General features: G+C 61.1%; 26 protein-coding genes. All 26 read right to left on the bottom strand.

Annotated features, from left to right (window positions below):
• Nucleotides 1–47: 47 nt before the first annotated feature.
• Nucleotides 48–1,016, bottom strand: coding sequence for a flagellar motor switch protein FliM (gene fliM / locus KI242_RS08610; RefSeq protein ID WP_011059984.1), 969 nt, complete (start codon nt 1,014–1,016; stop codon nt 48–50).
• A gap of 9 nt (nt 1,017–1,025) precedes the next feature.
• A complete protein-coding gene (gene fliL, locus KI242_RS08605; protein WP_011059983.1) occupies nt 1,026–1,526 on the bottom strand; it encodes a flagellar basal body-associated protein FliL in 501 nt (166 codons plus the stop codon).
• Between the two features lie 190 nt (nt 1,527–1,716).
• Nucleotides 1,717–3,111 (bottom strand): flagellar hook-length control protein FliK, encoded by a 1,395-nt coding sequence (locus KI242_RS08600; RefSeq protein ID WP_015634635.1) that lies wholly within the window; start codon nt 3,109–3,111, stop codon nt 1,717–1,719.
• A gap of 98 nt (nt 3,112–3,209) precedes the next feature.
• The gene (locus KI242_RS08595; RefSeq protein ID WP_011059981.1) at nt 3,210–3,554 is read right to left on the bottom strand and encodes an Hpt domain-containing protein; all 345 of its coding nucleotides are present in this window, start codon (nt 3,552–3,554) and stop codon (nt 3,210–3,212) included.
• A gap of 30 nt (nt 3,555–3,584) precedes the next feature.
• Nucleotides 3,585–5,291 (bottom strand): fused response regulator/phosphatase, encoded by a 1,707-nt coding sequence (locus KI242_RS08590; RefSeq protein WP_077933588.1) that lies wholly within the window; start codon nt 5,289–5,291, stop codon nt 3,585–3,587.
• Between the two features lie 5 nt (nt 5,292–5,296).
• A complete protein-coding gene (locus tag KI242_RS08585) occupies nt 5,297–5,602 on the bottom strand; it encodes an STAS domain-containing protein (RefSeq protein WP_011059979.1) in 306 nt (101 codons plus the stop codon).
• A gap of 87 nt (nt 5,603–5,689) precedes the next feature.
• A complete protein-coding gene (gene fliJ / locus KI242_RS08580) occupies nt 5,690–6,139 on the bottom strand; it encodes a flagellar export protein FliJ (RefSeq protein ID WP_011059978.1) in 450 nt (149 codons plus the stop codon).
• Between the two features lie 6 nt (nt 6,140–6,145).
• Entirely contained in the window at nt 6,146–7,504 is a 1,359-nt protein-coding gene (fliI, locus tag KI242_RS08575; protein ID WP_212806055.1) for a flagellar protein export ATPase FliI, read from the bottom strand.
• Complete coding sequence (fliH, locus tag KI242_RS08570) at nt 7,494–8,339, bottom strand: flagellar assembly protein FliH (RefSeq protein ID WP_077933587.1); 846 nt, start codon at nt 8,337–8,339, stop codon at nt 7,494–7,496. The genes fliI and fliH overlap by 11 nt, the downstream gene beginning before the upstream one ends.
• Nucleotides 8,340–8,348: 9 nt before the next feature.
• Nucleotides 8,349–9,368 (bottom strand): flagellar motor switch protein FliG, encoded by a 1,020-nt coding sequence (gene fliG, locus KI242_RS08565; RefSeq protein WP_011059975.1) that lies wholly within the window; start codon nt 9,366–9,368, stop codon nt 8,349–8,351.
• The gene (gene fliF, locus KI242_RS08560) at nt 9,361–11,148 is read right to left on the bottom strand and encodes a flagellar basal-body MS-ring/collar protein FliF (RefSeq protein ID WP_011059974.1); all 1,788 of its coding nucleotides are present in this window, start codon (nt 11,146–11,148) and stop codon (nt 9,361–9,363) included. Before fliF ends, fliG begins: the two co-directional genes overlap by 8 nt.
• A 15-nt stretch (nt 11,149–11,163) precedes the next feature.
• Nucleotides 11,164–11,490, bottom strand: a complete 327-nt coding sequence (gene fliE, locus KI242_RS08555; protein ID WP_212806054.1) for a flagellar hook-basal body complex protein FliE — start codon at nt 11,488–11,490, stop codon at nt 11,164–11,166.
• A 128-nt stretch (nt 11,491–11,618) separates the two neighbouring features.
• Complete coding sequence (locus tag KI242_RS08550) at nt 11,619–13,025, bottom strand: sigma-54 dependent transcriptional regulator (protein ID WP_053156938.1); 1,407 nt, start codon at nt 13,023–13,025, stop codon at nt 11,619–11,621.
• Nucleotides 13,026–13,030: 5 nt separating this feature from the next.
• Nucleotides 13,031–14,224, bottom strand: coding sequence for an ATP-binding protein (locus KI242_RS08545; protein WP_161467054.1), 1,194 nt, complete (start codon nt 14,222–14,224; stop codon nt 13,031–13,033).
• A gap of 128 nt (nt 14,225–14,352) precedes the next feature.
• Nucleotides 14,353–15,828 carry a sigma-54 dependent transcriptional regulator gene (locus KI242_RS08540; protein WP_011059970.1) on the bottom strand — a complete coding sequence of 492 codons (1,476 nt, stop codon included), beginning with the start codon at nt 15,826–15,828 and terminating at the stop codon, nt 14,353–14,355.
• Nucleotides 15,829–15,999: 171 nt separating this feature from the next.
• The gene (locus tag KI242_RS08535) at nt 16,000–16,296 is read right to left on the bottom strand and encodes a hypothetical protein (protein ID WP_011059969.1); all 297 of its coding nucleotides are present in this window, start codon (nt 16,294–16,296) and stop codon (nt 16,000–16,002) included.
• An 11-nt stretch (nt 16,297–16,307) separates the two neighbouring features.
• Complete coding sequence (fliS, locus tag KI242_RS08530) at nt 16,308–16,703, bottom strand: flagellar export chaperone FliS (RefSeq protein WP_015634629.1); 396 nt, start codon at nt 16,701–16,703, stop codon at nt 16,308–16,310.
• A gap of 128 nt (nt 16,704–16,831) precedes the next feature.
• Nucleotides 16,832–18,286 carry a flagellar filament capping protein FliD gene (gene fliD / locus KI242_RS08525; RefSeq protein WP_011059967.1) on the bottom strand — a complete coding sequence of 485 codons (1,455 nt, stop codon included), beginning with the start codon at nt 18,284–18,286 and terminating at the stop codon, nt 16,832–16,834.
• Between the two features lie 82 nt (nt 18,287–18,368).
• Nucleotides 18,369–18,740, bottom strand: coding sequence for a flagellar protein FlaG (locus KI242_RS08520; protein ID WP_015634628.1), 372 nt, complete (start codon nt 18,738–18,740; stop codon nt 18,369–18,371).
• Between the two features lie 73 nt (nt 18,741–18,813).
• A complete protein-coding gene (locus KI242_RS08515; RefSeq protein WP_011059965.1) occupies nt 18,814–19,665 on the bottom strand; it encodes a flagellin domain-containing protein in 852 nt (283 codons plus the stop codon).
• Between the two features lie 236 nt (nt 19,666–19,901).
• Nucleotides 19,902–20,171 (bottom strand): hypothetical protein, encoded by a 270-nt coding sequence (locus KI242_RS08510; RefSeq protein ID WP_123473781.1) that lies wholly within the window; start codon nt 20,169–20,171, stop codon nt 19,902–19,904.
• A complete protein-coding gene (locus tag KI242_RS08505) occupies nt 20,168–21,457 on the bottom strand; it encodes a 6-hydroxymethylpterin diphosphokinase MptE-like protein (protein WP_053156935.1) in 1,290 nt (429 codons plus the stop codon). The genes KI242_RS08510 and KI242_RS08505 overlap by 4 nt, the downstream gene beginning before the upstream one ends.
• An 83-nt stretch (nt 21,458–21,540) precedes the next feature.
• Nucleotides 21,541–22,467 (bottom strand): ketoacyl-ACP synthase III, encoded by a 927-nt coding sequence (locus KI242_RS08500; protein ID WP_011059962.1) that lies wholly within the window; start codon nt 22,465–22,467, stop codon nt 21,541–21,543.
• A 231-nt stretch (nt 22,468–22,698) separates the two neighbouring features.
• On the bottom strand, nt 22,699–23,751 hold the full coding sequence (pseI, locus tag KI242_RS08495; protein WP_053156932.1) for a pseudaminic acid synthase: 1,053 nt from the start codon (nt 23,749–23,751) through the stop codon (nt 22,699–22,701).
• A complete protein-coding gene (pseG, locus tag KI242_RS08490; RefSeq protein WP_019095433.1) occupies nt 23,744–25,249 on the bottom strand; it encodes a UDP-2,4-diacetamido-2,4,6-trideoxy-beta-L-altropyranose hydrolase in 1,506 nt (501 codons plus the stop codon). The genes pseI and pseG overlap by 8 nt, the downstream gene beginning before the upstream one ends.
• Nucleotides 25,246–25,953 (bottom strand): pseudaminic acid cytidylyltransferase, encoded by a 708-nt coding sequence (pseF, locus tag KI242_RS08485; RefSeq protein WP_077933583.1) that lies wholly within the window; start codon nt 25,951–25,953, stop codon nt 25,246–25,248. Before pseF ends, pseG begins: the two co-directional genes overlap by 4 nt.
• Nucleotides 25,954–25,957 lie beyond the last annotated feature (4 nt).

The following is a 25,957-nucleotide window of genomic DNA, read 5'->3' as shown; positions in this document are numbered from 1 at the left end:
CTCGACGGGCAAAAATTCATTGAACAGCAAACAGGTTGGAGCGCCGCTCAACGGCGCTCGATCGGCTCGATCACTTGCAGCGCCAGGTTGCCCTTGTGGGAACCCAGCTTGACCTTGAACGACGGCACGCCATTGGCGCGCATGATCATGTCTTCGGGCAGTTCCACCGGGATTACATCGCCAGGCTGCATGTGCAGGATGTCCCGCAGGCGCAACTGACGACGGGCGACAGTGGCGCTCAGCGGCACGGCCACATCCAGCACGTCCTCGCGCAGAGCCTTGCTCCAGCGTTCGTCCTGGTCGTCCAGGTCGGACTGGAAGCCGGCGTCGAGCATTTCGCGGATCGGCTCGATCATCGAATACGGCATGGTCACGTGCAGGTCGCCGCCACCGCCATCGAGCTCGATGTGGAAGGTCGACACCACAATGGCTTCGCTGGGACCGACGATGTTGGCCATGGCCGGGTTCACTTCCGAGTTTATGTACTCGAAGTTGACCGGCATGATCGCCTGCCATGCTTCCTTGAGATCGACGAAGGCCTGTTCCAGCACCATGCGCACCACCCGCAGTTCGGTCGGGGTGAATTCGCGCCCTTCGATCTTCGCGTGGCGGCCATCGCCGCCGAAGAAGTTGTCCACCAGCTTGAATACCAGCTTGGCGTCAAGAATGAACAGCGCGGTGCCGCGCAGCGGCTTGATCTTCACCAGGTTCAGACTGGTGGGTACGTACAGCGAGTGCACATACTCGCCGAACTTCATTACCTGCACGCCACCCACTGCCACGTCAGCCGAACGGCGCAGCATGTTGAACATGCTGATACGGGTATAGCGAGCGAAACGCTCGTTGATCATTTCCAGGGTCGGCATGCGTCCACGGACGATGCGATCCTGGCTGGTCAGGTCGTAGCTTTTGACACTGCCGGGCTCGGCAGCGTGTTCGGTCTGTACCAGACCGTCGTCGACGCCATGCAACAGCGCATCGATCTCATCCTGGGACAGCAGGTCCTGCACGGCCATGTCGTGTTCCTACTGCAGTACGAAGTTAGTAAAGAGCAACTGCTCGACCACCACTTTGCCCACCTCTTTCTGCGCCACTTCCTGAACGCTGGCGGTGGCCTTCTGGCGGAGCATTTCCTGGCCGACCGGAGTGGCCAGGGTGTCGAAACTCTGCCCGGAGAAGAGCATGACCAGGTTGTTGCGGATCACCGGCATGTGCACTTTCAGCGCATCCAGGTCGGCCTGATTGCGCGCCAGCAGGGTAATGCTCACCTGCATGTAGCGCTGCCGGCCGTTCTGCGTGAAGTTGGCAACAAAGGCTGGGGCCATGGGCTCGTAGATCGCCGCAGGCTTGACGTTGCTGGCGGTCTCTGCAGCCGGGGCCGGCTTGCTCTGAGCACTGTGCATGAAGTACCAGGTGGCGCCGACCGACAGGCCGATGGCCAGCAACAACGCCAGGACAATCAAGAGGATAAGCTTGAGTTTGCTTTTCCCTGCGGTGGGTTTTTCTGCTGCTTCGCTCTTCGCCATGCCAATAATCCGTCACTAATCGGGGGTTCACAGTCGCACGGCAAGGCAAGAGCAAGTGTTATGCCAGATTTGTCAGAAAGGCAGGGATCAACAGCGAAGGGCAATGCTGCGAAGGGAAACCTGGGGTGCAAGCTGTTGCAGTTACACCGCGAGGATCAGTGCAGGGGCCGGTAGCGACCCCCGCCACAGGTCAGGCGTAGTAGTCGACGGCGCTGCTGCCGATCACGGTCTGTACCGGAGCCTGCACTTCTGCCACGGCCGGGGACGACTCATCATCGCCATTGTCCAGGCGCCCGCCGCTGGTGCTGGAACCGCTGCGGCGATTCTGCTCCTGCTGCGCCTGCTCCTGGCCCTGCCAGCCACGGGACTGATCGGAGACGTTGACGTCCACCTGCCCCAGGCCCTGCTGGTTGAACATGTCGCGCATGCGGTGCATCTGCCCTTCCAGGGCTTCGCGAACGCCAGCATGGGCACTCATGAAGGTGACCTGGGTCTGCTGGTCCGGAATCATGTGCACGCGAATGTCCAGGCGCCCCAGCTCGGCCGGCTGCAACTGGATGTCTGCCGACTTGAGGTTGGTGCTGGACAGGTACATCACCCGATTGACCACCTCTTCGGTCCAGCCATTCTGGTGCATGGCCAGCGGCTGGTTGACCGGCACCGCGTTGGCCGTCTTGGGCGTCGCGGCCTGGGTCAAGGCCGCCAGGCGATTGGCGAAATCATCCACCCGGGTATCACTGGAAGCCCCCTTGAGGTCCTTCAAGCCATCGGCGATCAACCCGCTAAAGGCCTTTTCGCCGCCCTGCTCGGTGCCGCTCTTGCCCGCCTGCTGCTCGAGCATGCCGGCCATGCCATTGGCGAAGTTCTGCACCGAGGCCAGCTGCCCTTCATTGCCGGCATTGCCTGGCGCGGCCTTCGGCTGGCTCTGGCTGGACGCCGACACATGGCCGCCCTGCTCCATGGCCAGGCGCACCGCAGGTAAGGCATCCAGAGGATCAGCCTCGGGGTCGAATTCAGGCTTGGCCGGCTCGACGGGTGGCGCCACCACTGCGGCAACGAGGGCCGGCGCAGGGGCGACGGGAGCCGCCTCGACCTGAGGCGGCGCAGGTGTCGCCGGGGCCGGTTCAGCCGGCACCACAGGCTGTGGCGGCGCGACCTGTACCAGGCTTGGATCCAGCATCGGATCGCTGGGGGGCGGGGTGTCGGTTTGTGCGGTATCAGCCGGCTTCGCAGCATCAGTGGGCGCTGTTTTGCTGTCGCTGCCGGCCGGCTTGTCGGCAGGCAAGGATTTGCCGCTATCGGCAACGGCTGGCTGCGGCGCGGCAGAAGAGTCCTTGCTGACATCCTTCTTCGGGCTACTGTCAGCCCCCTTGTCGCGCACCGGCTTGGGCGAGTTGTCGGCAAAGCTTGGAGGCTTGGCCTGCGGCTGGTTCTGGGATTCCTTAGCGTAGAGCTGCGCGAAGCTGGAAGCCTTGTCCCCAGGCTCGGCAATGCTCGCCAGGGGGCTGACAGGTGCCGCTTGAGTCTTGGACTTAGCGCTGGCCTGGGCAGTGGCCTGAAGAAGCGAATTAGGGGTAACAGCCATGGGACACTCTCCGCTGCACGGGGATCATAGGTACAGTTGGAAGACTTGACTGCAAAGGCCGGGCCAGCTTTAACAATCCGCAGATAAAAAGCTGTTTCTCAACAATGAAAGCGCTGCAGCTCCTGCTCGCACAAGCGTCGAACGATAGCGAACTCGCCGTCGATCTCCCCCACCAATTGTCGAATGCCATCCGCGGCCGACTGCCCGGCCCGCAGTTCCAGCTGATGACAGAGTTCGGCCAGGCGGGTGGCGCCCATGTTGCTGCTGCTGCCCTTGAGGCTGTGGGCGGTGGCTACCAGCAAAATCGTATCCTCGGACTTATGCAGCAACCGCACACGCTCCTCGGAATCGCAGACGAAGGTATCCAGCAGGACGGGATATTCATCCTCCATGACCTCTTGCAAAGCATTGAGCACCGTGTGGTCCAGATGAATCTCAGCCACTTGTTCACTCCTTGATCAAGAACCCGGGAATTATGCCAGAGCCTCCCAAGAAAACTCCACGCAGACACTGCGCCCATCATCCGCCCACACGGCCTGCCGGCTCATCTGCCGGATCAGACTGACGCCACGCCCCGACAGACGCTCCATATCATTGGGCCGCGCCAGGACCGCAGCCACATCGAAGCCCTCGCCACTGTCCTCGACGCGCACCACCAGGCGCCCTCCCGCTTCCAGGGGCTGCACTTGCAGATGCACCCGGACAAAACCCTCCTGCAACTGCGCAAGCCGGGTCGAGCGTTCGCGGTAATAGCGGGTGAACCCCTCGGCATCGCGCTTGAGCCGCGAGTCGAGCTTGAGCACGCCATGTTCCAGGGCATTGGAGTAGAGCTCTGCCAAAACGCTGTACAGCGCCCCGCTCTGGGAGCGCAGGCCATGCACCTCAAGCAACAGTTGCAGCAGATAGGGCAAGGGATTGAAACGCTTGAGGGTGGCAGCCCGAAACTCGAAACTCACCGACCAGTCCAGCGGGCAGGACTGGCCACTGTCGGAGTACACCAGAGCCGGCGGCGCCAACCGGGGAAACTCCGGCAACCCCACCTCGACCATGCTCACATCATCCCGGGCACTGCCGCCAAAGCGCTCCAGGGCCTGCCGGATCTCTTCGAACAGCTGATCTTCCTGGCGATTGGCGGCAAACACCTGGTGCAATCGCTCGACGCCAAACAGTTGCTCCTCGGTGTTACAGGTATCGATCACCCCATCCGACAACAGGAAGACGCGGTCTCCCGGCGCCATGGAAAACACTTCGGTGCTGTCCTCGAAGGCCTCGGCGCTCAACACACCCAAGGGCAAGTGGCGAGCCACCAGCGGCGTGCGTGCGCCGCTGGCGTGCCGATACAGATACCCTTCGGGCATGCCGCCGTTCCACACCTCCACCGCCCGCCGCTGGGAACTCAGGCACAGCAGGGTGGCACAGCAGAACATGTCCACGGGCAGGATGCGCTTGAGCTTGGCATTCATCTCCCGCAGGGTTTCCGGCAGGCCGTAGCCCTTGGCGGTCATGCCGTAGAACACCTCCGCCAGCGGCATGGCGCCTACCGCCGCAGGCAGCCCATGGCCGGTGAAATCCCCCAGCAGTACGTGCATGTCTCCGGCCGGGGTGTAGGCCGCCAACAACAGGTCGCCGTTGAACAGGGCATAGGGCGATTGCAGGTAACGGATATTCGGCGCATCCAGGCAGCCGGCATGGGCGACCTTGTCGAACACCGCCTTGGCCACCCGCTGCTCGTTGAGCAGGTAGTCGTGGTGGCGAGTGATCTGGTCACGCTGGTGCAGCACGGTCTCTTGCAGACGGCGCAGGCGGTCCATGGCGTTGATCTTGGCCCCCAGCACCACCGGGTTGTAAGGCTTGGCCAGAAAGTCGTCGCCACCCGCTTCCAGGCAGCGGGCCAGGGCCTCGCCGCCGCTCAAGGAGGTGAGAAAGATGATCGGCACCAGGGTCTCGCCAGCCAGGGCCTTGATCCGCCGGGCAGCCTCGAAACCGTCCATCACCGGCATCAATGCATCCATCAGCACGATGTGCGGGCGCTGTTGCTGAAACAGCTGCACCGCCTCGGCGCCGTTGCTTGCCGCCAGCACCTGATGCCCCTGGCGCCGGATGATGCTGGACAGCAGCATGCGGTCCGCTGCGCCATCTTCGGCGATCAGCACACACAGGGGCTCGAGCATCGACCGCATACCGGTCAACTGATGTCGAAAAGCTTGTCGAAGTTGGAGATGGCGAGGATCTTGCGCACATCCGAGTTGCTGTTGATTACCCGGACATCGGCGTTGTCGCCGCCGGCGTGGTCACGCAGCAACAGCAGCATGCCCAGGGCCGAACTGTCGAGATAGGTGGCTTCCTTGAGGTCCACCACGATGGACTCCGGTGTCCGGTTGAGTCGCTCGTAGGATTCGCGAAACTCCTGGTGGCGTCCGAAATCGAAACGGCCTCTGATGGAGATCGTGAGTTTTTGCCCGTCCGGGGATATTTCTGTAACGACCGACATGTGACTGCTTCCTTGTCATTGACGACGTCTAAAAGGTTTAGCACCCACTCGCCGGGGGGACAACCCGCACGGGGCAAATGAGCACCATCAGTATGGGCTCTGACGAGGCAAGCGTTGGGAAAGTTCATCCAGCAACTTCTGCTCACGCTTGTCCTCAAGCGCCCGCGCCTCGTCGATATAGCGCTGCACCAGCTTGCGCAGCCCCTCGACCCGGGCATAGGCCTGCTGCCAGGCTTCCCGGGCGCGATCGAGGTTGTTCTGGTGCCAGGCCAGGCTCTGTCGCTGCTGACCGACGGCGGTATCCAGCTGGCTGAGAAAGTACTGATAGTTCATCAGCCAGTGGCCACTGACCCCCAACTTGCCGCGCTCGACCCACTGTTCCTGGTAGTCGCCACGAAAACGCTCCAGGTCCCCCAGCTTGCTCTCGGCCACACGCACCTGGCCGTGAAAGTACTCCAGGCGCTGGGCGGCCGTGCGCTCGGCACTCTCTGCCATGTCCACCACCGGCGCCAGGCGCGCCGCACGGCTATCGGCCATGGCCGGTTACCCGCCCGCTGCCGGAGCGAAAAGCATTTCCAGGTGGGTCTGGCTATGGCCCAGGCTGATGTTGTCATTGAGCCCCTGGCGCAGGTACGCAACCATGGCCGGATGCAGGGAAATGGCCGTATCGGTATCCCGGTCGCCGCCGGCCACATAGGCACCGACGCTGATCAGGTCCCGGGCCTGCTGGTAACGCGACCACAGCTGTTTGAAGTACTGCGCCCGCGCCATGTTGTCAGGGCTGATCACCGCCGGCATGACCCGACTGATGGAAGCCTCGATGTCGATGGCCGGGTAGTGCCCCTCTTCCGCCAGGCGCCTGGACAGCACGATATGCCCGTCGAGCACGCCCCGCGCCGAGTCGGCGATCGGGTCCTGCTGGTCATCGCCTTCGGACAATACCGTGTAGAAGGCGGTGATCGAACCGCCGCCGGCCTCGGCATTGCCGGCACGCTCCACCAGCTTGGGCAGTTTGGCGAACACCGAAGGCGGATAGCCCTTGGTGGCCGGCGGCTCGCCGATGGCCAGGGCGATTTCCCGCTGGGCCTGGGCGAAACGTGTCAGGGAATCCATCAGCAACAGGACGTTCTTGCCCTTGTCGCGAAAATATTCGGCGATCCGCGTGCAGTACATCGCAGCCCGCAGACGCATCAGCGGAGCATCATCCGCTGGCGAGGCCACCACCACCGAACGCTTGAGGCCTTCCTCACCCAGGATGTGCTCGATGAACTCCTTGACCTCACGTCCCCGCTCGCCGATCAGCCCGACCACAATGATGTCGGCCTCGGTGAAGCGGGTCATCATGCCAAGCAGCACACTCTTGCCCACGCCGGTACCGGCGAACAGGCCGAGACGCTGACCACGACCTACCGTCAATAAACCGTTGATACTGCGAATACCCACATCCAGCGGCTGGCTGATGGGGTCGCGCTTGAGCGGGTTGATGGTGGGGCCGTCCATCGGCACCCAGTCTTCGGCACGCATCGCGCCCTTGCCATCCAGCGCCCTGCCGGCGCCGTCCAGCACACGCCCGAGCATGCTCATGCCCATGGGCAAACGGCCGGTGTCGGCCAGGGGCACCACGCGCGCGCCCGGAGCGATCCCGGCCACGCTGCCCACTGGCATCAGGAATACCTTGGTCCCGGAGAACCCCATGACCTCAGCTTCGACCTTGACCGGGTGGTAGCTGTCATCGTTGATCACCATGCACCGGGTGCCCATGGCCGCGCGCAAGCCTTCGGCTTCCAGTGTCAGGCCGACCATGCGCAGCAGGCGGCCCTCAAGGATCGGCTGGCCCGGCAGGCTGATGGCCTCGGCATAGCCCCCCAGGCGCTTGCCGAAGCTGGTGCGTTCAAGGCGCATTGCTAGGGTCCGCTGGCTCGTGCGCGGCGGCGTCAGGGTCAATAGCGGGGTCGGCGATGTCGCTCTGCGGCGCCGACGGCGTCAACGGCCCCAGGTCCAGGCCAAGGTCCGCCGCTGCCGGATGCAGCGATTGTTCGTGCAACTGGTCGGACAGCTGGTCCATGGCCTGGGCGATCCGGGTTTCCATGCTGGCATCGATACGGCTGTGCTCGGTCTCGACCCGACAACCGCCGGGCAGCAGCGCTTCGTCCTCGACGATGCGCCAGCTTTCCTCATGGCGCTCGCGCAGGCTTTTGACCTGCTCGAAATCCTGCGGATTGACGTACAGGCGCACATTACCGACGCCCAGGGGCAGCAGCTTGAGCGCTTCGCGCATGACATGTTCGATCTGCGTGGAGTCCATCGCCAGCTCGCGCTGGATCACCTGGCGGGTGATATGCCGCACCAGCTCCACCAGGGTCTTTTCAATCTGGGTGTCCTGCTCGGCAATGGGCTCGAACAGGTTGGCCATCAGTTGCTCGAGCGCCTGCAACTTGGCGCTCAGTGCCACTTCGGCTTCCTGGCGCACTTTGAGGGTGGTGCTGTGAAAGCCCTCTTTCTCGCCAGTGGCGAACCCTTCGTTATAGGCTTCCTGGCGGATGCTCTCGAGCTCTTCAAGGGTCAGCGGCTGGACTTCCTCCAGCGGCACCTCCTCGATCTCCTCCTGCACCTCTTCCGGCTCGGGTTCAGGCTCGGGCGGCTCGGGATCGAAACTGGGCAGCGCCCAGACGTCAAAACCCTCGACGTCCCGGGCGCGAATCAGCTCGCTTTGGGACTCATCACTGCTGGACGACATAAAGCGACCTTAGATCATTTCTTCGCCGCCCTTCCCGCCGAGAACGATTTCTCCGGCTTCGGCCATACGGCGGGCAATGGTGAGGATTTCCTTCTGCGCGGTTTCCACATCGCTGACGCGAACCGGGCCCTTGGCTTCCAGGTCGTCGCGCAGCAGTTCCGCCGCACGCTTGGACATGTTCTTGAAGATCTTTTCCTTGACCCCTTCGTCCGAGCCCTTGAGAGCCAGCACCAGCACGTCGGAAGAGACTTCGCGCAGCAGCGCCTGGATGCCGCGATCGTCGACATCGGCGAGGTTGTTGAAGACGAACATCAGGTCTTCGATCTGGCCCGACAGGTCTTCGTCCACTTCGCGGATCGAATCCATCAGTTGGCCTTCGATCGAGCTGTCGAGGAAGTTCATGATGTCGGCTGCACGCTTGATACCACCCAGGGTGGTCCGCGATGCGTTGGAGTTGCCGGAGAACTGCTTCTCGAGAATCTGGTTGAGTTCCTTGAGCGCCGCGGGTTGCACGGTGTTGAGCGAGGAAACCCGCAAGATGATGTCCAGGCGCGCCTTGTGGTCGAAGTTGCCGAGCACTTCGCCGGCCTGGTCAGGATCGAGGTAGGCCACCACGATGGCCTGGATCTGCGGGTGCTCGTAGCGGATCACGTCGGCAACGGCCCGCGGCTCCATCCACTTCAGGCTGTCCAGGCCGCTGGTGTTGCCACCCAGCAGAATACGGTCGATCAGGCCGTTGGCCTTGTCTTCGCCCAGGGCCTGGGTGAGCATCTTGCGCACGTAGTCATCGGAACCGACGCCGAGGCTGGTCTGGTCGCCGACAATGTCGACGAACTCGCTCATCACCTGTTCGACCTGCTCACGGTGCACGTTACCCATCTGCGCCATGGCCACACCCACCCGCTGGACCTCTTTGGGGCCCATGTGGCGCAACACTTGCGCAGCATCGGTAGAACCCAGGGACAGCAGCAGGATCGCGGCTTTGTCGACCCGGGTCAGTTTGGCGGTAGCGGCTCGGTTATCACTCATCTGCGTTAATCCACTCTTTCACGACCTGAGCCACTCGACCCGGGTCTTCAGCCACCAGACTCTTGATTGCGTTCAACTGAGCGTCATAACCCTCGCTCGGGCTCGGCAGCAGAATGCTCTGCGGGCCGCCGAGGCTCACGCGGTCGTTGCCCAACTCACCGTCCAGGCCGCCCATGCCGCCCAGTTCGACGTCACTGCCCAGGCCTGCCAGTTCTTTGTTCTTGCCGCCGCCAGTGATGTTGTTGAGCACCGGACGCAACACGCCGAACACCAGCACCAGAATGAACAGCACGCCGAGCACTTGCTTGACGATGTCCCAGAACCAGGGCTGCGAGTAGAACGGAATATCGGCGATCACTTCCCCGCGTTCGGCGGAGAACGGCACATTGATCACGCTGACGCTGTCGCCACGGCTGGCATCGAAGCCCACGGCGTCCTGCACCAGACGGGTGAAACGCGCCAATTCGTCGGCGCTCCACGGCGCTCGGCTGGTTTCGCCATTGGCCGGGTTGACCTTGACCTGGTCGTCCACCACTACCGCTACCGACAGACGATTCAGGCGACCCTGCTGCTGCTTGGTATGGCTGATGGAGCGATCGAGCTCAAAGTTCTTGGTGGATTGTTGACGCTTGTCCGACGGGTACGGCGCCAGCATCGGCTGGCCGGTGGCCGGGTCCATGATCTGTTGGCCGTTGGCGTCCAGCAGTGGCTGGCCCGGTTGCACCATGCCGGCGGCGGCAGTGGCGCCACCGGTGGTTTGTGGCGCAGAGGCCGGCGCTGGCGGCTGGTTGCTCAGAGCACCCGGCACGCCTTGCGGGCCGTTGCTGCTGGAGCGCTGCTCATTCACCGACTGCTCGCTGCGCAGGGCCGGCTGGTCGGGGTTGAACTGTTCGGAGGTGGATTCCACGGCACTGAAGTCGACGTCCGCCGAGACTTCAGCCTTGTAGCGATCGTTGCCCAGCACCGGTTGCAGGATGTTGTGCACCCGCTGGGTCAGCATGCCTTCCAGGCGGCGGCTGTAGTCGAACTGCTTGCCAGCCATGGTCAGTGCGGAGTTTTCCGCCTGGTCGGACAACAGGTTGCCCTTCTGATCGACCACGGTGACCTGGGACTTGTTCAGCTCGGGAACACTGGTCGCCACCAGGTTGACGATGGCCATGACCTGGCCGGGCTCCAGGGAACGGCCGGAGTAGAGTTCTACCAGGACCGAGGCGCTGGGCTTGCGTTCATCACGCACGAACACTGAGCTTTTGGGAATCGCCAGGTGTACCCGGGCGCCCTTGACGTTGTTCAGGCTGGAGATGGTGCGAGCCAGCTCGCCTTCCAGGCCGCGACGGTAACGGGTCGCTTCCATGAACTGACTGGTACCCAGGCCCTGCTCTTTATCGAGGATCTCGAAACCGACGTTGCCGTCACCCGGCGCTACGCCAGCCGCGGCCAGCTTCAGGCGGGCTCGGGACAGGTCATCGGCCTTGACCAGCAAGGCGCCGGAATTGGGCTCTACGGTATAAGGAATGTCGGCAGAGGCCAGGGTATCCATGACCTGCTTGGCGTCCATACCCGCCAGGCTGCCGTACAGCGGCCGGTAATCGGGTTGCTGGGACCACAGCACCACGGCAAAACCAATCGCCACGCTGGCGGCCAGGCCCACCAACAGGCCGACCTGACGCAGCATGGTCATCTGGGACAGGTTTTCCAGGAAGGACAAACCGAACAGCGGCGGTTTACCGTCGATCGGGGCGGCCTTGGCCGGTACGTTATCGGCGACTGCTTCTGCCATGACTCAATCTCGTCCTTAAACCGGCATCTGCATGATGTCTTGATACGCTTGAACCAGCTTGTTGCGAACCTGGGTCAAAGCTTGAAAAGACACGCTGGCCTTTTGCGAGGAAATCATCACGTCCGTCAGGTCGACACCGCTCTTGCCAATTTCAAAGGCACTGGACAGCTGATTGGACGCCTGCTGAGTGTCATTGACCTTGTTCACGGCCTGGCCAAGCATGTCAGCAAAGCTGCTGCCGCTGACATCTGCCACCGCGGCGGATTTAGGCTGCGACATTGCGTCCATCTGCATGGCACGCATATCCAGCATCAACCGATTAAATTCAACACCTTGGCTCATGGTCTACTCTCTCTGACGACCCGCAATTTTTTGACGCTCACTCAGCGGTTAGTGAGGTGTTAGCAACAAGGGTGCCAGCTCCATGGCCCTTATCGACAAAAGCCCATCCCGGGCTTGCCTCTCACAGATCAGGTCGCGAACAGATAGGCCTCGACGTCCATTCCAGCATCGCGCATCTGCGCCAACTTGTAGCGCAAGGTCCGCGGGCTGATACCCAGGCGTTCCGCGGCCTCCTTGCGTCGCCCGCGCTCGGAGCGCAGGGTATCGATGATCATCTGAAACTCCCGGCGCCGCAGGTCATCGCCCAGGCCACCGGATTCTTGAGCCGGCACCTCCACCTCGGCAGCCGTGCCACGCGCTGCCATCTGCACCACGGGCGCCAGCGCCGGCAGCGGAGCACAAGCCACAGGGCCGGCAAGACAGAAATCTTCCGGCTGGATCAAGCCCCCCTGCTGCAGGATCAATGCGCGCTGCAATGCGTTGTCCAGTTCTCTAACGTTGCCTGGCCATGGATAGGCCAGCAGGCACTCCTGGGCCTTGGCCGATAGCCTGGCCGCCGCGTGCTTCATTTTATTGACGTGCTTGGCCAGCAGGCGCTCGGCCAGCGGCAGGATATCGGCGGTACGCTCGCGCAACGGCTTCCAGGCCAGAGGAAATACCGACAAACGGTAATACAAGTCCTCACGGAAACGGCCGGCCGCTACCTCCCCCGCCAGATCGCGGTTGGTGGTGGCGACCACACGGATATCCAGGGTGATCGGCTTGCGCGCACCCACCCGCTCCACTTCGCGCTCCTGCAAGACCCGCAGCAGCTTGGCCTGCAAGCCCAGAGGCATTTCGGAAATCTCGTCCAGCAGGATGGTGCCGCCATCGGCCTGCTCGAACTTGCCGGGCTGGGCAGCGATGGCCCCTGTGAAAGAGCCCTTTTCGTGCCCGAACAAAGTGGCTTCGAGCATGTTGTCCGGGATGGCCGCGCAGTTGATGGCGATAAACGGCTGATTGACTCGATGGGAATGCTGATGGATATAGCGCGCCAGCACCTCCTTGCCAGTGCCGGATTCACCGGAAATCAGCACCGTGGAGTCACTGCGGGCCACCCGCGCCGCCAGCTCCAGCAACTGAGCGCTGGCTGGTTCGAAGGCCACAGGCCCCTCATCCTCGCCAACACCCAGGCCGCCCAAGGCATGGCGCGCCACCAGGTCCAGCAGGGCCCGCGGCTCGAAAGGCTTGACCAGATAATCGGCCGCCCCCTGGCGCATGGCGTCCACGGCACGCTCGACGGCGCCATGGGCAGTCATCAGCAACACCGGCAGTTGTGGCTGGCGGGCTCGCAGCAGGCCAAGCAATTGATGACCGTCCATGCCCGGCATGTTGACGTCGCTGACCACCAGGCTGAAGGGCTCCGCGGCCACAGCCTCCAATGCTTCCTCAGCACTGCCGACAGCCTTGTAGTCATGACCGGCCAGCAGCAGGGTATCCGCCAGGGCCTCGCGCAATGCGCGGTCGTCTTCAACCAGTAGAACCTTGATTGCCATTACCTTCACTCCACTCCATGCACGCTGGAGAACAGAGGCAGTGTCACCAGCGCACAAGTACCGCGCCCAGGACGCGAGCGCAGCGACAATTCTCCCTGATGAGCACGGGCTACCGCCTTGACCACCGTCAGGCCCAGCCCGGTTCCATTGGCCTTGGTGGTGAAGAACGGCTCTCCCAGGCGCTCCAGGACCGCAGCGTCGATACCACTGCCACTGTCACTGATGCACAGCCGCAAGGTGTCGCCGCGGCTGTACAGGTGCACCTTGAGTCGCGCCGCGCCGGCACTGGCCTGCACCGCGTTCTCGATCAGATTGAGCAAGGCGCCCACCAGAGTGTCGCGATTGCACAGCAACTCACCGTGGTGGCTATCGCACTGCCAGCGCACGGCAACGTCCTGCACATGGGTCAGGGCCGCGGCCTGCAACGACTGCAACAGCGACTTGGGCGTCAGGCGATCGGTCAGGGGCAATTCGCCACGGGCGAACACCAGCATGTCGCGCACTTGATGTTCCAGCTCGTGCAAACGCTCCTTGAGCCGCCCGGCAAAGCGCTGATGGGTAGCTACCGGCAGTTCCTGCTCAGTGAGATGGCTGGCGTACAGCAGGGCCGCCGACAGCGGCGTGCGGATCTGGTGAGCCAGGGAGGCAACCATCTTGCCCAGGGAGGACAGACGCTCATGACGGGCCAACTGGTCTTGCAGATGACGGGTTTCAGTCAAGTCATTGAGCAGCACCAACTGCCCGGGCTCGGCATCCAGCGAGCGCGTGGCAATCGACAGGCGTCGACCGTCGCGCAGGGAAATTTCATGGCCATCGTCTTCGCGAGGGGCAAAGCTGCGGGCGATGATGTTGCGCCACAACTGCCCTTCCAGCGGCAGCCCCAGCAGCTCGCAGGCTGCCGGGTTGGCCTCGGTGACGATGCCATGACCATCAATCACGATGACTCCGCCCGGCAACAGGTCCAGCAGGTTCTGCAGACGATTGGCCAGACGCTCCTTTTCCGCCAGCTCCTGCATGCGCTGGGCGCTGACCACCGCCAACTCGCCCTTGAGCTCGGTCACCCGGGCCTCAAGCATGCTGTAGGAGTCAGTAAGTTGGCTCGACATCTGGTTGAACAAGGCGAAGGCCTGCTCAAGACCTAGCCGGCTTGCCTGCTCTACGGACGACGATTGCCCCTGTGCATCAGGGGCAGGAGACATCTGGGCGGCTTGGGGCATCGTGCACTCTCGCGTGGCTGACCGTCAGTTAAACGGAACGTTGCAAGAGACTTAGCAATACCCGTGCCTAAAAAAAACCACCCAGTTTTCAAAGACTTGAAAAATCGGCGTCAATCATCCGCCTGTTCATCACCTTCACGACGACTCATACCGTACTTGCGCATCTTCTCCACCAGGGTGGTGCGACGGATGCGCAAACGCTCTGCGGCCCGCGCCACGATGCCATTGGCGTCGTCCAGCGCCTGCTGGATCAGCCCTTGCTCCAGGCTGCCCAGGTAGTCCTTCAGGTCCAGGCCTTCCGGCGGCAGCATGGCCGTGGCGGCGAAGTCTGGCGCGTGACCGTTGATCGCTACGCGCTCTTCCAGATCGCTGCGCAGGCTGTCCACCAACTGCTCGTCTTCGTCATCCACATAGCGGAACTTCTTCGGCAACTCGACGACGCCAATCACACCATAGGGATGCATGATCGCCATGCGCTCCACCAGGTTGGCCAGCTCACGAACGTTACCCGGCCAGCCATGCCGGCACAGCGACATGATGGCGGCAGAGTTGAAGCGTATAGAACCGCGCTTCTCGTGCTCCATTCGCGAAATCAGCTCATTCATCAGCAGCGGAATGTCTTCCACTCGCTCACGCAGCGGCGCCATTTCAATGGGGAACACGTTGAGGCGGTAGTACAGATCCTCCCTGAAACTGCCTACCTCGATCATGCTTTCCAGGTTCTTATGGGTGGCAGCGATGATTCGCACATCAACACCCTGGGTCTTGTTGCTGCCCACGCGCTCGAACGTGCGCTCCTGCAGCACCCGCAACAACTTGACCTGCATCGGCAGTGGCATATCGCCAATTTCGTCGAGGAACAGGGTGCCGCCATTAGCCAGCTCGAAACGCCCGGCACGACTGGTGATAGCACCGGTGAACGCACCCTTTTCATGGCCAAACAGCTCACTTTCCAGCAGCTCTGCCGGAATGGCGCCGCAATTAACCGGCACGAAAGGCGCGTCGCGCCGCTTGGAGTGATAGTGCAGGTTGCGCGCTACCACTTCCTTGCCTGTTCCCGACTCGCCAAGGATCAGCACGCTGGCGTCGGTATCCGCCACCTGCTGCATCATCTGCCGCACATGCTGGATGGCGCGACTGGTGCCTACCAGGCTGCGGAAAAGATTGGGTTCACGGTGACGACCGCGCTCACGGGCCTGATCGTACATTTCACGATAGACCTGGGCCCGGTGCAGGGAGTCCAGCAATTTGCTGTAGCTGGGAGGCATTTCCAGGGTGGAAAGCACACGACGACGCTGGTCTTCAGGCAGATCAATGGAAGAATTTTCGCCCATCAACAGCACCGGAAGGAACTCATCCCAGGTTGAGAGTGTCTTTAACAGGCCCAGAAGTGCACCAGGAGCATTTACGGTCCCGATGAGGACGCAAATTACTTCGCGACTTGACGACAAAGAGCCGACAGCCTGCTGCCAGTCATGGCTACCGCAGGGTAAATTTTCTTCGCCGAGAAAATTTAAAATCACCGCCAGGTCGCGGCGGCGCACGCTATCGTCATCGATCAGCAGAATTTTGGTTTCACGCCACATGCAATAGCAACTTCCCTAGTCAACTCAATGCCCAGATAAGGGGCAAGCTAGACGCGCTTGTAGGCATTTTCTGCCTTATAGACGCCTGAAATCTGAAAACAGCCACTAGTTAAGTCAAAAAAGCGTGCACAGTCAAATTTATGGCGCGCAGTGTTCGGGATTAACTCAACATCAACCGAACAAATGGTAAACCTTTGCCGCGTTCTGTGCTTGCTGGATCTGCGACATCTCGTCGACTATCGCCTGGCGCTCCCCTGTTGCCACCTCAAGCAGTTGCCGGTAGACCCCCAACAACTCTTCCAGATTGTCGCGCAGTGCCGCCTCGTCGACCTCAGCCTCGCTGAGCACGTCCTCCATGCATGAACGGCACGCCAGGTCCAGCTCGCCAATGGCTTGCCAGTTGCGTTCGGCCAGGGCGCCGACCAGCGCCTCACGGGTTTCTTCAATGCGTTGCAGGACAGCACTCATGGTGTTCCTCCTTAAAACTGCGGACCCGGTGCGGCAATGGCATCCCAGCCATCCTTGACCGTACGCAGCAGACCGGCGACCTCATCGAGAATCTTCGGATCGGTCTTGATATTGGCTTCAGCCAGGCGCTTCATCATGTAGGTATACAGACTGTCCAGATCCCCCAGGGTATCCAGGGAGTTTTCCAGGTCCAGACCTTCACGCAGACCACCAATGATGCCGATGGCCTTGCTGATGAATATGCCTTTGTTGGCGATATCCTTGCGCTCGATCGCCCCCTTGGCCTGAGCGATACGATCCAGGCCGCCTTCCATCAGCATCTGCACCAGACGGTGGGGACTGGCTTCGGAGGTCTGCGCCTGCGCACCGATCTTCTGGTACTGCCGAAGGGCTAACATCGGATTCATGTAATACCTCTTCAAAACTCAAGGGTTCGTATAAGCAATATATCGACGCAACGTCAAAAAACTTTAGGCCAAATACAAAAGCCCGGAGCGCTGAAAAACACTGCCGGGCTTTTGGCGCTGAGTGAATATCAGCCTTTTTGCTGTGCGGTCAAGGCTTCAAACATCGACGTGATATTGCTGGCAGTTGCCTTCAGCTTGCCCACCAGGGTGTCCATGTCGTTGTACTTCTTGGTCAGTACCGCTGTCAGGGTAGCCACCCGCCGATCCAGCGCATCCTGTTGATCACTGAGCTTTTTCTTGGTGATATCCAGGGTCTTGGTACGAGTGGTCAGGATCCCTTCGGTCATGCTACCCACACCCTGGGTAAACGGCTTGATCGCGTTAGTCATGCGTTCCAGCAGACCCGGGTTGGTACCATCACCGGTAAACAGCTTCTGCACTTCACCACCGAGCTTCTTGTCGGTCATGGCAGCCGTGAATTTCTTGTCGTCGAAATCCAGTGCACCGGTCTTCTGGTTGGTGGTGATCCCCAACTGCGCCAGCACAGTCAACTTGTCGCCGGCGCCCGTTTCGGACAGTGGTGCACGAATAGCCGCCAGAATCGAACGAGGCAGCGAGTCACCAGTGAGCTGTGCCGGGATGGTCGGGTTGCCACTGTCATCCAGGGAAGGCTTGGTCAGCGTAGTAATGCCGTTGGCCACGGCGTTATAGGCGTCGACAAACTTCTGGATCGAGGTCTTAAGACCCTCAGTGTTTGTGGCAACTGTCACGGTGATCGGCGTGGTGGTTGGCGCAACCAGATTGAGCTTAAGACCGGAAATGGCCTGCGTGACTGTATTGGTCTTGCTGGTCAGTTGCATGCCGTCGACGCTGAAAACCGCGTCCTTGGCCAGCCCACCGATATTGCCGGATGAGGCGGCGGAAGCCGGATTGGTATCACTCGACATCGGCTGAGTGCCATCGATCTCCAAACCGGCAATACCGCTGACAGAAATGTCGGTGCCCGCACCGGTCTTTTCGGAGCCGATCACCAGTCGCGATCCGAACGAGTCGGTCACGATGTTCGCGCTGAGCCCGGCCATGTTCATCTTCGAATCGGCGTTGATCGAGTCACGCACCGATTGCAGCGTCGCATTGGCGCCGACGGTCAACGGGTAGTTAATGCCATTTTGAGTGATGTTTAACGTACCACTCGGAATGGCACTGGTATTTCCTCCGCTAAAAGCCGCACTGGCCACTTTTGACGAAGTTGCAAGATTTTTGACGGTAACCGAGTATTTGCCGGCAACCGCATAGTTGTCTGCAGTGGCGTCTACGGTCTTGCTGTCGCTGGAGGTCGCAGCGAAACCGGCAAAGGCGGGATTCACAGAGCTTCCCAGCCCAGCAACCGACAGCGTGCTCTGGAAGGTCGACAACAACGACTGCAATGTCCCGATACCAGAAATGCTGGCGCTATTGGTGGTGGTCGCGCGATCGATCTGACCTTGCTTGGCCGCCTTGTCAGCAGCTACCAACGCCTTGACGATAGCACCGGTGTCGAGGCCGGAACCCAAGCCGGTACCCGGTAGAATTGGACTTGCCATGTGTCTCTCCCTTCAGTGTGCCGCCAGTCTTTTGACCACAACAGCGCTCAAACGTAACCAGCAACAATTTTCATGCCAGCTGTCAGGCCTTGGCACTGAACAACAGACTACTCGCATCATTCAAGCTATTGGCCAGTTTCAGCACTTCTTCATTGGGGATCTGGCGAACCACTTCACCCGAATCACTGGCAATGACTTTGACCACGACCTTTCCGGAAGGCTCGTCGATCGAGAATTCTAGATTGCGCTTGACCGACTGGACGAACTTTTCAATTTCCTGAACGGCCATTTTCAACTTTTCCTGCTCGGTCCGAGCTTCTTTCTTACTGTCCTGAGCTGCGGTTTTGGCAACTGCAGGAACGACCTCTCGAGGCTTCTCCACGGGCTTGTCAGCGACAGGCGTCACCGGCTTGGCCGCTGGATAAGACAAGTTCAGCTTCACGCTCATATCCATGTCCATCACCTCTTAAAGTAAAAAAGCGAGAGAGCACGACCAGCGCACTCCCCCGCCAAAGCTTAGCCAGCTATTACTGAAGCAGCTTCAGTACAGCGGATGGCAGTTGGTTGGCCTGGGCCAGAACTGCGGTCGAAGCTTGTTGCAGAGTCTGCTGCTTGGTCAGCTGGGCAGTTTCAGCAGCGAAGTCGGTATCTTGTACGCGACCCAGTGCAGCACTGGCGTTTTCGTTGATGTTCTGCAGGTTGGAGATGGTGCTGGTCAGACGGTTCTGGGCAGCACCGAGGTCCGCACGGCTGGAGTTGATGGTAGCCAGAGCCTTGTCGATAGCGTCCATCGCGGCCTTGGTGTTGGTCTCGGCAGTGGTGCTGTCGTTACCGGTGATGTTGATGGTGCCGGAGTCAACGCCCAGGGTGGCAGCGTCGAAGCCGCTGTCCAGGGTGATGGTGATCTGGTTGGTGGAACCGGTGTTGGAACCAACCTGGAAGGTCATGGTGCCAGCGGAACCGTCGATCAGGTTCTTGCCGTTCAGGTTGGTCGACTTGGCGATACGAGTCAGCTCGTCCGACATCTGAGCAAATTCTTTGTTCAGAGCAACGCGGTCTTGGGTACCGTTGGAGTCGTTTCGCGACTGAACAGCCAGTTCACGCATACGCTGCAGGATGTTGGTGGATTCTTGCATCGCGCCTTCAGCGGTCTGGGCGATGGAGATACCGTCGTTGGCGTTTTTGATCGCCATGGTCTGACCACGGATCTGCGAAGTCATGCGGGTAGCGATCTGCAGGCCGGCGGCGTCGTCTTTTGCGCTGTTGATCTTCAGGCCGGAAGACAGGCGAGTCATCGAAGTCGACAGAGCGTCGGAAGCGCGGTTCAGGTTTTTCTGAACGTTCAACGACGTGACGTTAGTGTTTACTGTTAAAGCCATGACGAATTCCTCGTTGGTTGGGTACTGCGGCTTCCGGCCCTGGCAACCGCCGGGTAATGGCCTAGAGAACCTTCGTAATAGTTATCGTCGGTAATGCAAGTTGCTTTAGGGCTTTTTCAAAAATATTTGCCATCACCCGGCCATCCCTTGGAAAACAAGGGGTTAAGCCGACACCGAACGAAAAACTGACGCCAGAAAATACCCACCAAAAACACTCGCCCAGCCTGCCGCACCGCTCATCCACCAAACTCGGCCTGCAACCAGTCCAGCAGCTCGTACTCCAGATAGTCGGCCAATCCCAACCAGTCCTGCCCTTCCTGGCATGCCAGCATCAGGGTCAGCAATTTCGCCCAATCCTGCTGGACAGGCAGCGCAGCTCCATCCACCAACGACTGGATGGGATCGAACAGCTCAACCATGACACCCACCGCCTCGACATCACGCCCCAGACGAAACAGATCGGCGACTTCTCTGGCTCGGGAAAACACAGGCTCTAGCTGATTCATTGAGCAAAATCCGGGTGAAAGGTGGTACCGAGGATCATCGCGCCATCACGGCTGGTATTGAAAAACGCCACCTCAGGCTGACTGCTGATATAGCGCTCCAGTTCGCACAGGTAGCTGCGGAAATTAAGCTGGGTCTTGACTCGCTGCCCATGCCCATCCAGCACCCAGTGTCGGGCCGCGCCGAGTTGCGGGCCAAGATCGCCGTCATGCCAACCGGCATGGGTACGGTTCATGGGGAACGCGAAGTCCGCACCAAACAGGGTGATCCGTCGCCCTCCCATCTTCACCGCCAGATCCACGGCCGGATGAATCACGCTGCCACCGGCATGCAGCTGTGCCCGGGGTATGCGCTGGCGCAATGCCTGGAACACCGGGCTGGCGGAATAGGCCACATACCGCGGCCCGAGCCAGCCCTCGAGTACCTGCGGGTCCGCCAGCGGCATATACACCAGAGCGGTGCCGTCACTGCCTTGAGCAGGCAGGTGCCGGGTGGAAATTCGCTGGTCGACACTCACCACCAGGTCCACCCGGATGCCCTCTTTGAGCAGCGGCTGGTATGCCGTGTCGACACAGATCAGCAGCGGCCGCTGCGCCTGGCCGGACACGGCGCGCAATGCCGCGTAGTGATGCTCCAGGCTCGGCCCCGTAGCGATAACAAAGACTTCACTCCCGGGATGGCGATCAAACAGCTCGGCAATATCGCGATCCATCCCAACCCAAGGCTCAATGGCAGCCAGGCGCTCGGCGATATCCGCTGTATCTGCGGCAAACAAACGATTATTGAAGGACAGATGAGTCTCGCTGATCAACCGATCGCGGATCTTCGCGTTGTAGTCATCGGCCAGCACCAGCTCGGCCGGCAGGGCGAAAAACGGCAATGCAATCTCCGGCAGGTCGCCGGCATACAACAACTCGACCCGTGGATCAGCCAGCCAGGCCTGCTGTTCCAGCAGTTGCAGCACCAGCTTGAACAGTGCGCCATTGAGAATGTGCACATACAGACGCTCCAGCCCCGGCCGCTGCAGCAACGCCATTTGCAGGTCACCCAAGCCACAGCCGTAAAGATGCAATACCGCCGCCTCAGGCAGGCTGGCGGCCTGGACCTGAGCCTCGCGACTGCGATCATGGCGACTGGTCAGCTGGACCCCGCCAATGCTCAGGGTCGAGCCAAGGCCTTCCACCAGATCCGCCTGCAGCACAGCAGCATCCTCAGCCTGCACCCGTGCCAGCAGCGCCGGCCAGCGCTCGCCAATCACCCGGGCGTTGTGTTCAAAGCTGTCGCTCATGCCGCCTCGCTTATCACTCGTGCAAAAAAAATAGCGCTCAAGATTACACCTTGAGCGCTATCTGTGCCGCTGCGAGCTGAAACTCAGGAGCGGTAGATGATGGCCGATCCCCAGGACAGACCAACGCCGAAGCCACTGAGGGCAACGCGCTTCCAACTGGAATCGAACATGTGCTTTTCCAGCAGTAGCGGAATGCTGGAGGACACGGTATTGCCGGTCTCCACCATGTCCTTGATGAACTTGTCGGGGTTGCCTTCGAAACGCCGGGCCACCGCATCGACGATCGCCGCGCTGCCCTGGTGAATGCAGAAGGCATCGATATCGTCAGACTTCAGCCCCGACTCATCCAGCAACTCGTGCAGGTGTGCCGGCACTTTCAGCAGAGCGAAGTTGAACACCTGGCGGCCGTTCATGAAGAACACACCATCGGTGACCTTCAGGTGCGGAGCCCCCGAACCATCGGTGCCGAACTTGGCCTTGCCCAGCTGCCAGGTGGCGTCCTCGCCCAGCCAGGTGGCCGTGGCGGCGTCACCGAACAGCATGGTGGTATTGCGATCTTCGGGATCGACAATCTTCGAGTAAGGGTCAGCGGTGACCAGCAGGCCATTCTTCAGGCCAGCAGCTTCCATGAACCCCTTGATGGCATAGATGCCGTAGACGTACCCGGAGCAACCCAGGGAAATATCAAAGGCCGCGACGGTGGTGGGCAGGCCCAGTTTGTCCTGTACGATCGCCGCGGTGTGAGGCAAACCTTCTTCGTCACCGTTCTGGGTAACCACGATCAACACATCGATGGCTTCGCGCTTGAGTTCCGGGTTAGCGGCAAACAATGCATTGACTGCTTCGACACACAGATCGGAGGTTTCTTGCCCGGCGTCTTTGCGCGGCAGGAAGGCCGAACCGATCTTGCCCAGGATGAACTCTTCATCCTTGGCGAATTTTGCACCTTGTGCGTAATTGTCCACGCCGGCTACAGGCACGTAGCTCGCAATGCTTTTTATGCCAATCATTACGGCTTCCCAATAATAAACAGCTCAATACCCCCGCGCGATGACCGAGCAGGGGCTGCCGAAAAAATACAGATACTTGCGCCGAAACACGGCGCTATCGGGAAGAACCAAGGGCTATCACTGGACCTGTCACACAGGGCTGGCGCCATCTTCCCGGGCGATACAATACAGTGAAGATGCACGTTATGACTCACAGGTCACGCTATTTTGCCGAAACTGCCATACAAAGGGCTACTCGACGAATGCCCAGTCCAGCGCGGTGCCGCGCTTGAGGGCCTGGCGCGCGCGACGGCCAAGCAGGGCGTCATAGTGCTTGGGAGCGAGCCCCAGCCCGGGACGGATGGCCCGCACGTTGTCGGCGCTGAACAGCTCTCCGGCCTGCATGTCTTGGGTGACATACAGCGACCGGCGGTAAACCAGTGATTTGCTCTCGGCCTGGGTGGCGCCATAGCTGACCTGCCCCATGGCCTGCCAGGCCCGCTCGGTTTCCAGCACCAGGCTGGCCATCTCTGCAGGCTCCAGGGAGAAGCTGGCGTCGACCCCACCGGCAGCTCGATCCAGGGTGAAATGTTTCTCGATCACTGTGGCACCTAGCGCCACCGCCGCCACGGACACACCGACACCCATGCTGTGATCGGACAAGCCCACCTCACAGCCGAACAACTCCCGCAGATGAGGAATGGTCAGCAGATTGCTGTTGGTCGGTGATGCAGGATAGGTGCTGGTGCACTTGAGCAGCACCAGATCGCGGCAACCCGCCTGTCGTGCAGCCCGGACACTTTCGTCCAGCTCGGCAATGCTGGCCATGCCAGTGGAGATGATCAGCGGCTTGCCGGTAGCGGCCACCCGGCGAATCAACGGCAGGTCGGTGTTTTCAAAACTGGCGATCTTGTAGGCCGGAACGTCGAGGCTTTCCAGGAAATCCACGGCGCTCTCATCGAATGGCGTGGAGAAGGCCAGCATGCCCAGGGCCTTGGCCCGGGCAAAGATCGGCTGATGCCATTCCCAGGGTGTGTGGGCCTGTTGGTAAAGCTGGTAGAGCGATGATCCGGCCCAGAGGCTGTCCGGGTCCTTGATGAAGAACTCGCCCTGAGCGAGGTCCAGCGTCATGGTGTCGGCGGTATAGGTCTGCAACTTCAGTGCATGGGCACCGGCCCTGGCCGCTGCCTCGACAATCTGCAAGGCCACATCCAGCGACTGGTTATGGTTGCCGCTCATCTCCGCAATGATCAACGGCCCATGGCCGGCGCCCACGAAGCGCGAGCCAATCTTGAAACTAGTCATCCAGATGTTCCTTCAACATACGGGTGAATTCGCAGGCGCCTTGGCGATAGCCAGCCCGGCGAAACAAACTCAGCGACACTTGGTTATTCGACAGGACCTGTGCCCGCAGGCGCTGCACATCGGGCCAATGGCGCAGCAGGCAGGCCTCCCCCTGCTCCAGTAGAACCTGCCCCCAGCCTAGGCCGAAGCGTCCGGCAAACAGGTAGATCGACACCTCGGCCTGCCCTCCCTCCCGGTCATAACGCAGCATTCCCAGAGGGCCATCTGGCAACTCGGCGATCAGCAGCAAACACTGTGGGTCGCTCAGACAGGCCTCCAGCCACTGCACATGGTTCCACCAGTCGATGGCCTCGGGCTGCTGCGACCAGCGCCTGACCAGATCACTATTGCGCCCGTCAAATAGCAGCCGGGCATCGTCAAGGGTCGCCGGTCGCAGACGAACTGCCGCCGCGAACAGCGCCGCGGCCACCCGCTGCGAGCCCAGGCCATCGACCAGTTTCCGGGCACGAGCAGCCAGGCTATGGCGCAGCCCAGGGTTGCCCAGCATGAGCTTCACGGCATCGCGCAGTTGTCCGACTTCCACCTGCTCACAAGGCCCCAGGTACAAGTGGGCACCCGCTTCAGCCAACAGCCGGGCATTGGCCTGCTGATTGCCGGCCACGGTGATGCACAACGTAGGCACGCCCAGCACCGCACGCTCCCAACTGGTACCGCCCCCGGCCCCCAGGCACAGGTCTGCTTCGGCCAGCAACCCGGCGAAGTCGTTCACATAACTGTGCAAGTGCCAGTTCGGCCGGTCTGCTGCCAGCATCTGCATGGCCTGCCAATCCGGGTTGCCACTGCCAGCAACAAAATCCACCTGCAGTTCATGCAGGTCCGCCAGCGCCAGCATGGCCTTGTGGGTCTGGCCGGCAGCATCAAAACCTCCAAAGTTCACCAGCAGCCGCTGGGCCTGCGGCCGAATCAGGATCGGAGGGCGCCGGAACTCCTCACGCAGCAAGGCAAAGTGCGGCCCGAACAAGGTCCGGCACTGTGTGCCGTACAACCCGGCATACGCCTCGGCCGAACCACTGAAGTTCTGGTCCAGCAACAGATCTGCGGCATGCCGGCGGTTGGCCAGATCATCGATCGCGGCGATCCGCGGCGCCCATCGGCGAGCGGCGCTTTGCCACTGATGATCAAGGCCGTAGTGATCCACCAGCACCCAGTCGAAGGCCGGCTGATCTACCAGGGCTTCCTGCAGTGCCGCGATATCGGCCTGCCAGGGCAAGGGTGCTTCGATACCCAACCGAGGATTCTCATCGGTATAGAACTCAGGCAGTGCAAAGGTCGGAAAACCTTCAGCTTGCAAGGCCGCCAAGCGATTGCCGGGCAGGCGACGGCAGGCGAATGCAACTTCGGCCCCCTGCTGGCGCAACACCTGAGCCAGGGTCAGGCAGCGGGCCACGTGGCCGCTGCCGATCGCCGGCGAGGCGTCAGCCCGGATCAGCACCCTCACTCCAGCTCTCCTGCGGCCTTGAGCGCGGCGTACAGGTATTGCGCCCGCCGCCAATCCTCGTCGGTGTCGATATCCTGCACCAGGTGACGCGGCAGGATCACCGGCAAGCTGCGAGAAGAGAACAACGCCTCCCCCTCCAGCCAGGCCTGGCTTCTACCCCAGTAGAACTGCGCCGCATCCTGATAGGCCACGGGCAAATCCTGGGAACGGGCCTGACTGAACTCCGGATACAGCGCGCCCAGAGCGCCCTGCTCGTCGAGCGTCAGCGCCCGTTGCACCGGAAAACCAAAACTGCACACCGAAAAGGCAAACGACCTGTCCTGATGCTGCTCCAGCAACGCCAGCCCCTGGCGCAAAAAACGCAGTTGCAACAGGGGGGCGGTGGCATAGATGCAACAGGCATATTCGAATTGCTGCCCCAGCTCCCGCAACGCTTGCAAGGCATGCACGATCACCGCCGCAGTGCCGGTGAAGTCATCCGCCAGAGCCTGCGGTCGGACAAAAGGCACCTCTGCGCCACAGGCAATGGCCAGCTCGGCGATCTCGGGATCGTCGGTGCTGACCACCACGCGCTGGAACAACCCCGAACCCAGCGCCTTATCGATAGAACGGGCGAGCATCGGCACGCCATCGAAGGGCTTGAGGTTCTTCCTCGCAATTCGCTTGCTTCCACCTCGGGCGGGGATAATCGCGATCGAGCTCATGGCG

Origin of the sequence: Pseudomonas sp. Eqa60 (assembly GCF_018326405.1) — a bacterium.
Classification (GTDB): Bacteria; Pseudomonadota; Gammaproteobacteria; order Pseudomonadales; family Pseudomonadaceae; genus Aquipseudomonas; species Aquipseudomonas protegens.
Note: the sequence above shows the minus strand (reverse complement) of the source record. Positions and strands in the feature narration are given on the sequence as shown.

Bases quoted from the DNA above. Each gene is read 5' to 3' on its own strand.
- fliS (WP_015634629.1), bottom strand. From the start codon at position 16,703: ATGAATCCGATGTTAGCCCTTCGGCAGTACCAGAAGATCGGTGCGCAG.
- KI242_RS08515 (WP_011059965.1), bottom strand. From the start codon at position 19,665: ATGGCTTTAACAGTAAACACTAACGTCACGTCGTTGAACGTTCAGAAA.
- fliF (WP_011059974.1), bottom strand. From the start codon at position 11,148: ATGGCAGAAGCAGTCGCCGATAACGTACCGGCCAAGGCCGCCCCGATC.
- KI242_RS08505 (WP_053156935.1), bottom strand. From the start codon at position 21,457: ATGAGCGACAGCTTTGAACACAACGCCCGGGTGATTGGCGAGCGCTGG.
- KI242_RS08540 (WP_011059970.1), bottom strand. From the start codon at position 15,828: ATGTGGCGTGAAACCAAAATTCTGCTGATCGATGACGATAGCGTGCGC.
- KI242_RS08590 (WP_077933588.1), bottom strand. From the start codon at position 5,291: ATGCGGTCGATGCTCGAGCCCCTGTGTGTGCTGATCGCCGAAGATGGC.
- fliJ (WP_011059978.1), bottom strand. From the start codon at position 6,139: ATGGCCGATAGCCGTGCGGCGCGCCTGGCGCCGGTGGTGGACATGGCA.
- fliE (WP_212806054.1), bottom strand. From the start codon at position 11,490: ATGAGCCAAGGTGTTGAATTTAATCGGTTGATGCTGGATATGCGTGCC.
- fliH (WP_077933587.1), bottom strand. From the start codon at position 8,339: ATGTCGTCCAGCAGTGATGAGTCCCAAAGCGAGCTGATTCGCGCCCGG.
- KI242_RS08510 (WP_123473781.1), bottom strand. From the start codon at position 20,171: ATGAATCAGCTAGAGCCTGTGTTTTCCCGAGCCAGAGAAGTCGCCGAT.
- KI242_RS08545 (WP_161467054.1), bottom strand. From the start codon at position 14,224: ATGTCTCCTGCCCCTGATGCACAGGGGCAATCGTCGTCCGTAGAGCAG.
- KI242_RS08535 (WP_011059969.1), bottom strand. From the start codon at position 16,296: ATGAGTGCTGTCCTGCAACGCATTGAAGAAACCCGTGAGGCGCTGGTC.
- pseI (WP_053156932.1), bottom strand. From the start codon at position 23,751: ATGACTAGTTTCAAGATTGGCTCGCGCTTCGTGGGCGCCGGCCATGGG.
- KI242_RS08550 (WP_053156938.1), bottom strand. From the start codon at position 13,025: ATGGCAATCAAGGTTCTACTGGTTGAAGACGACCGCGCATTGCGCGAG.
- fliL (WP_011059983.1), bottom strand. From the start codon at position 1,526: ATGGCGAAGAGCGAAGCAGCAGAAAAACCCACCGCAGGGAAAAGCAAA.
- fliD (WP_011059967.1), bottom strand. From the start codon at position 18,286: ATGGCAAGTCCAATTCTACCGGGTACCGGCTTGGGTTCCGGCCTCGAC.
- KI242_RS08585 (WP_011059979.1), bottom strand. From the start codon at position 5,602: ATGTCGGTCGTTACAGAAATATCCCCGGACGGGCAAAAACTCACGATC.
- fliI (WP_212806055.1), bottom strand. From the start codon at position 7,504: ATGCGCCTTGAACGCACCAGCTTCGGCAAGCGCCTGGGGGGCTATGCC.
- KI242_RS08520 (WP_015634628.1), bottom strand. From the start codon at position 18,740: ATGGATATGAGCGTGAAGCTGAACTTGTCTTATCCAGCGGCCAAGCCG.
- KI242_RS08600 (WP_015634635.1), bottom strand. From the start codon at position 3,111: ATGGCTGTTACCCCTAATTCGCTTCTTCAGGCCACTGCCCAGGCCAGC.
- fliG (WP_011059975.1), bottom strand. From the start codon at position 9,368: ATGAGTGATAACCGAGCCGCTACCGCCAAACTGACCCGGGTCGACAAA.
- fliM (WP_011059984.1), bottom strand. From the start codon at position 1,016: ATGGCCGTGCAGGACCTGCTGTCCCAGGATGAGATCGATGCGCTGTTG.
- KI242_RS08500 (WP_011059962.1), bottom strand. From the start codon at position 22,467: ATGATTGGCATAAAAAGCATTGCGAGCTACGTGCCTGTAGCCGGCGTG.
- pseF (WP_077933583.1), bottom strand. From the start codon at position 25,953: ATGAGCTCGATCGCGATTATCCCCGCCCGAGGTGGAAGCAAGCGAATT.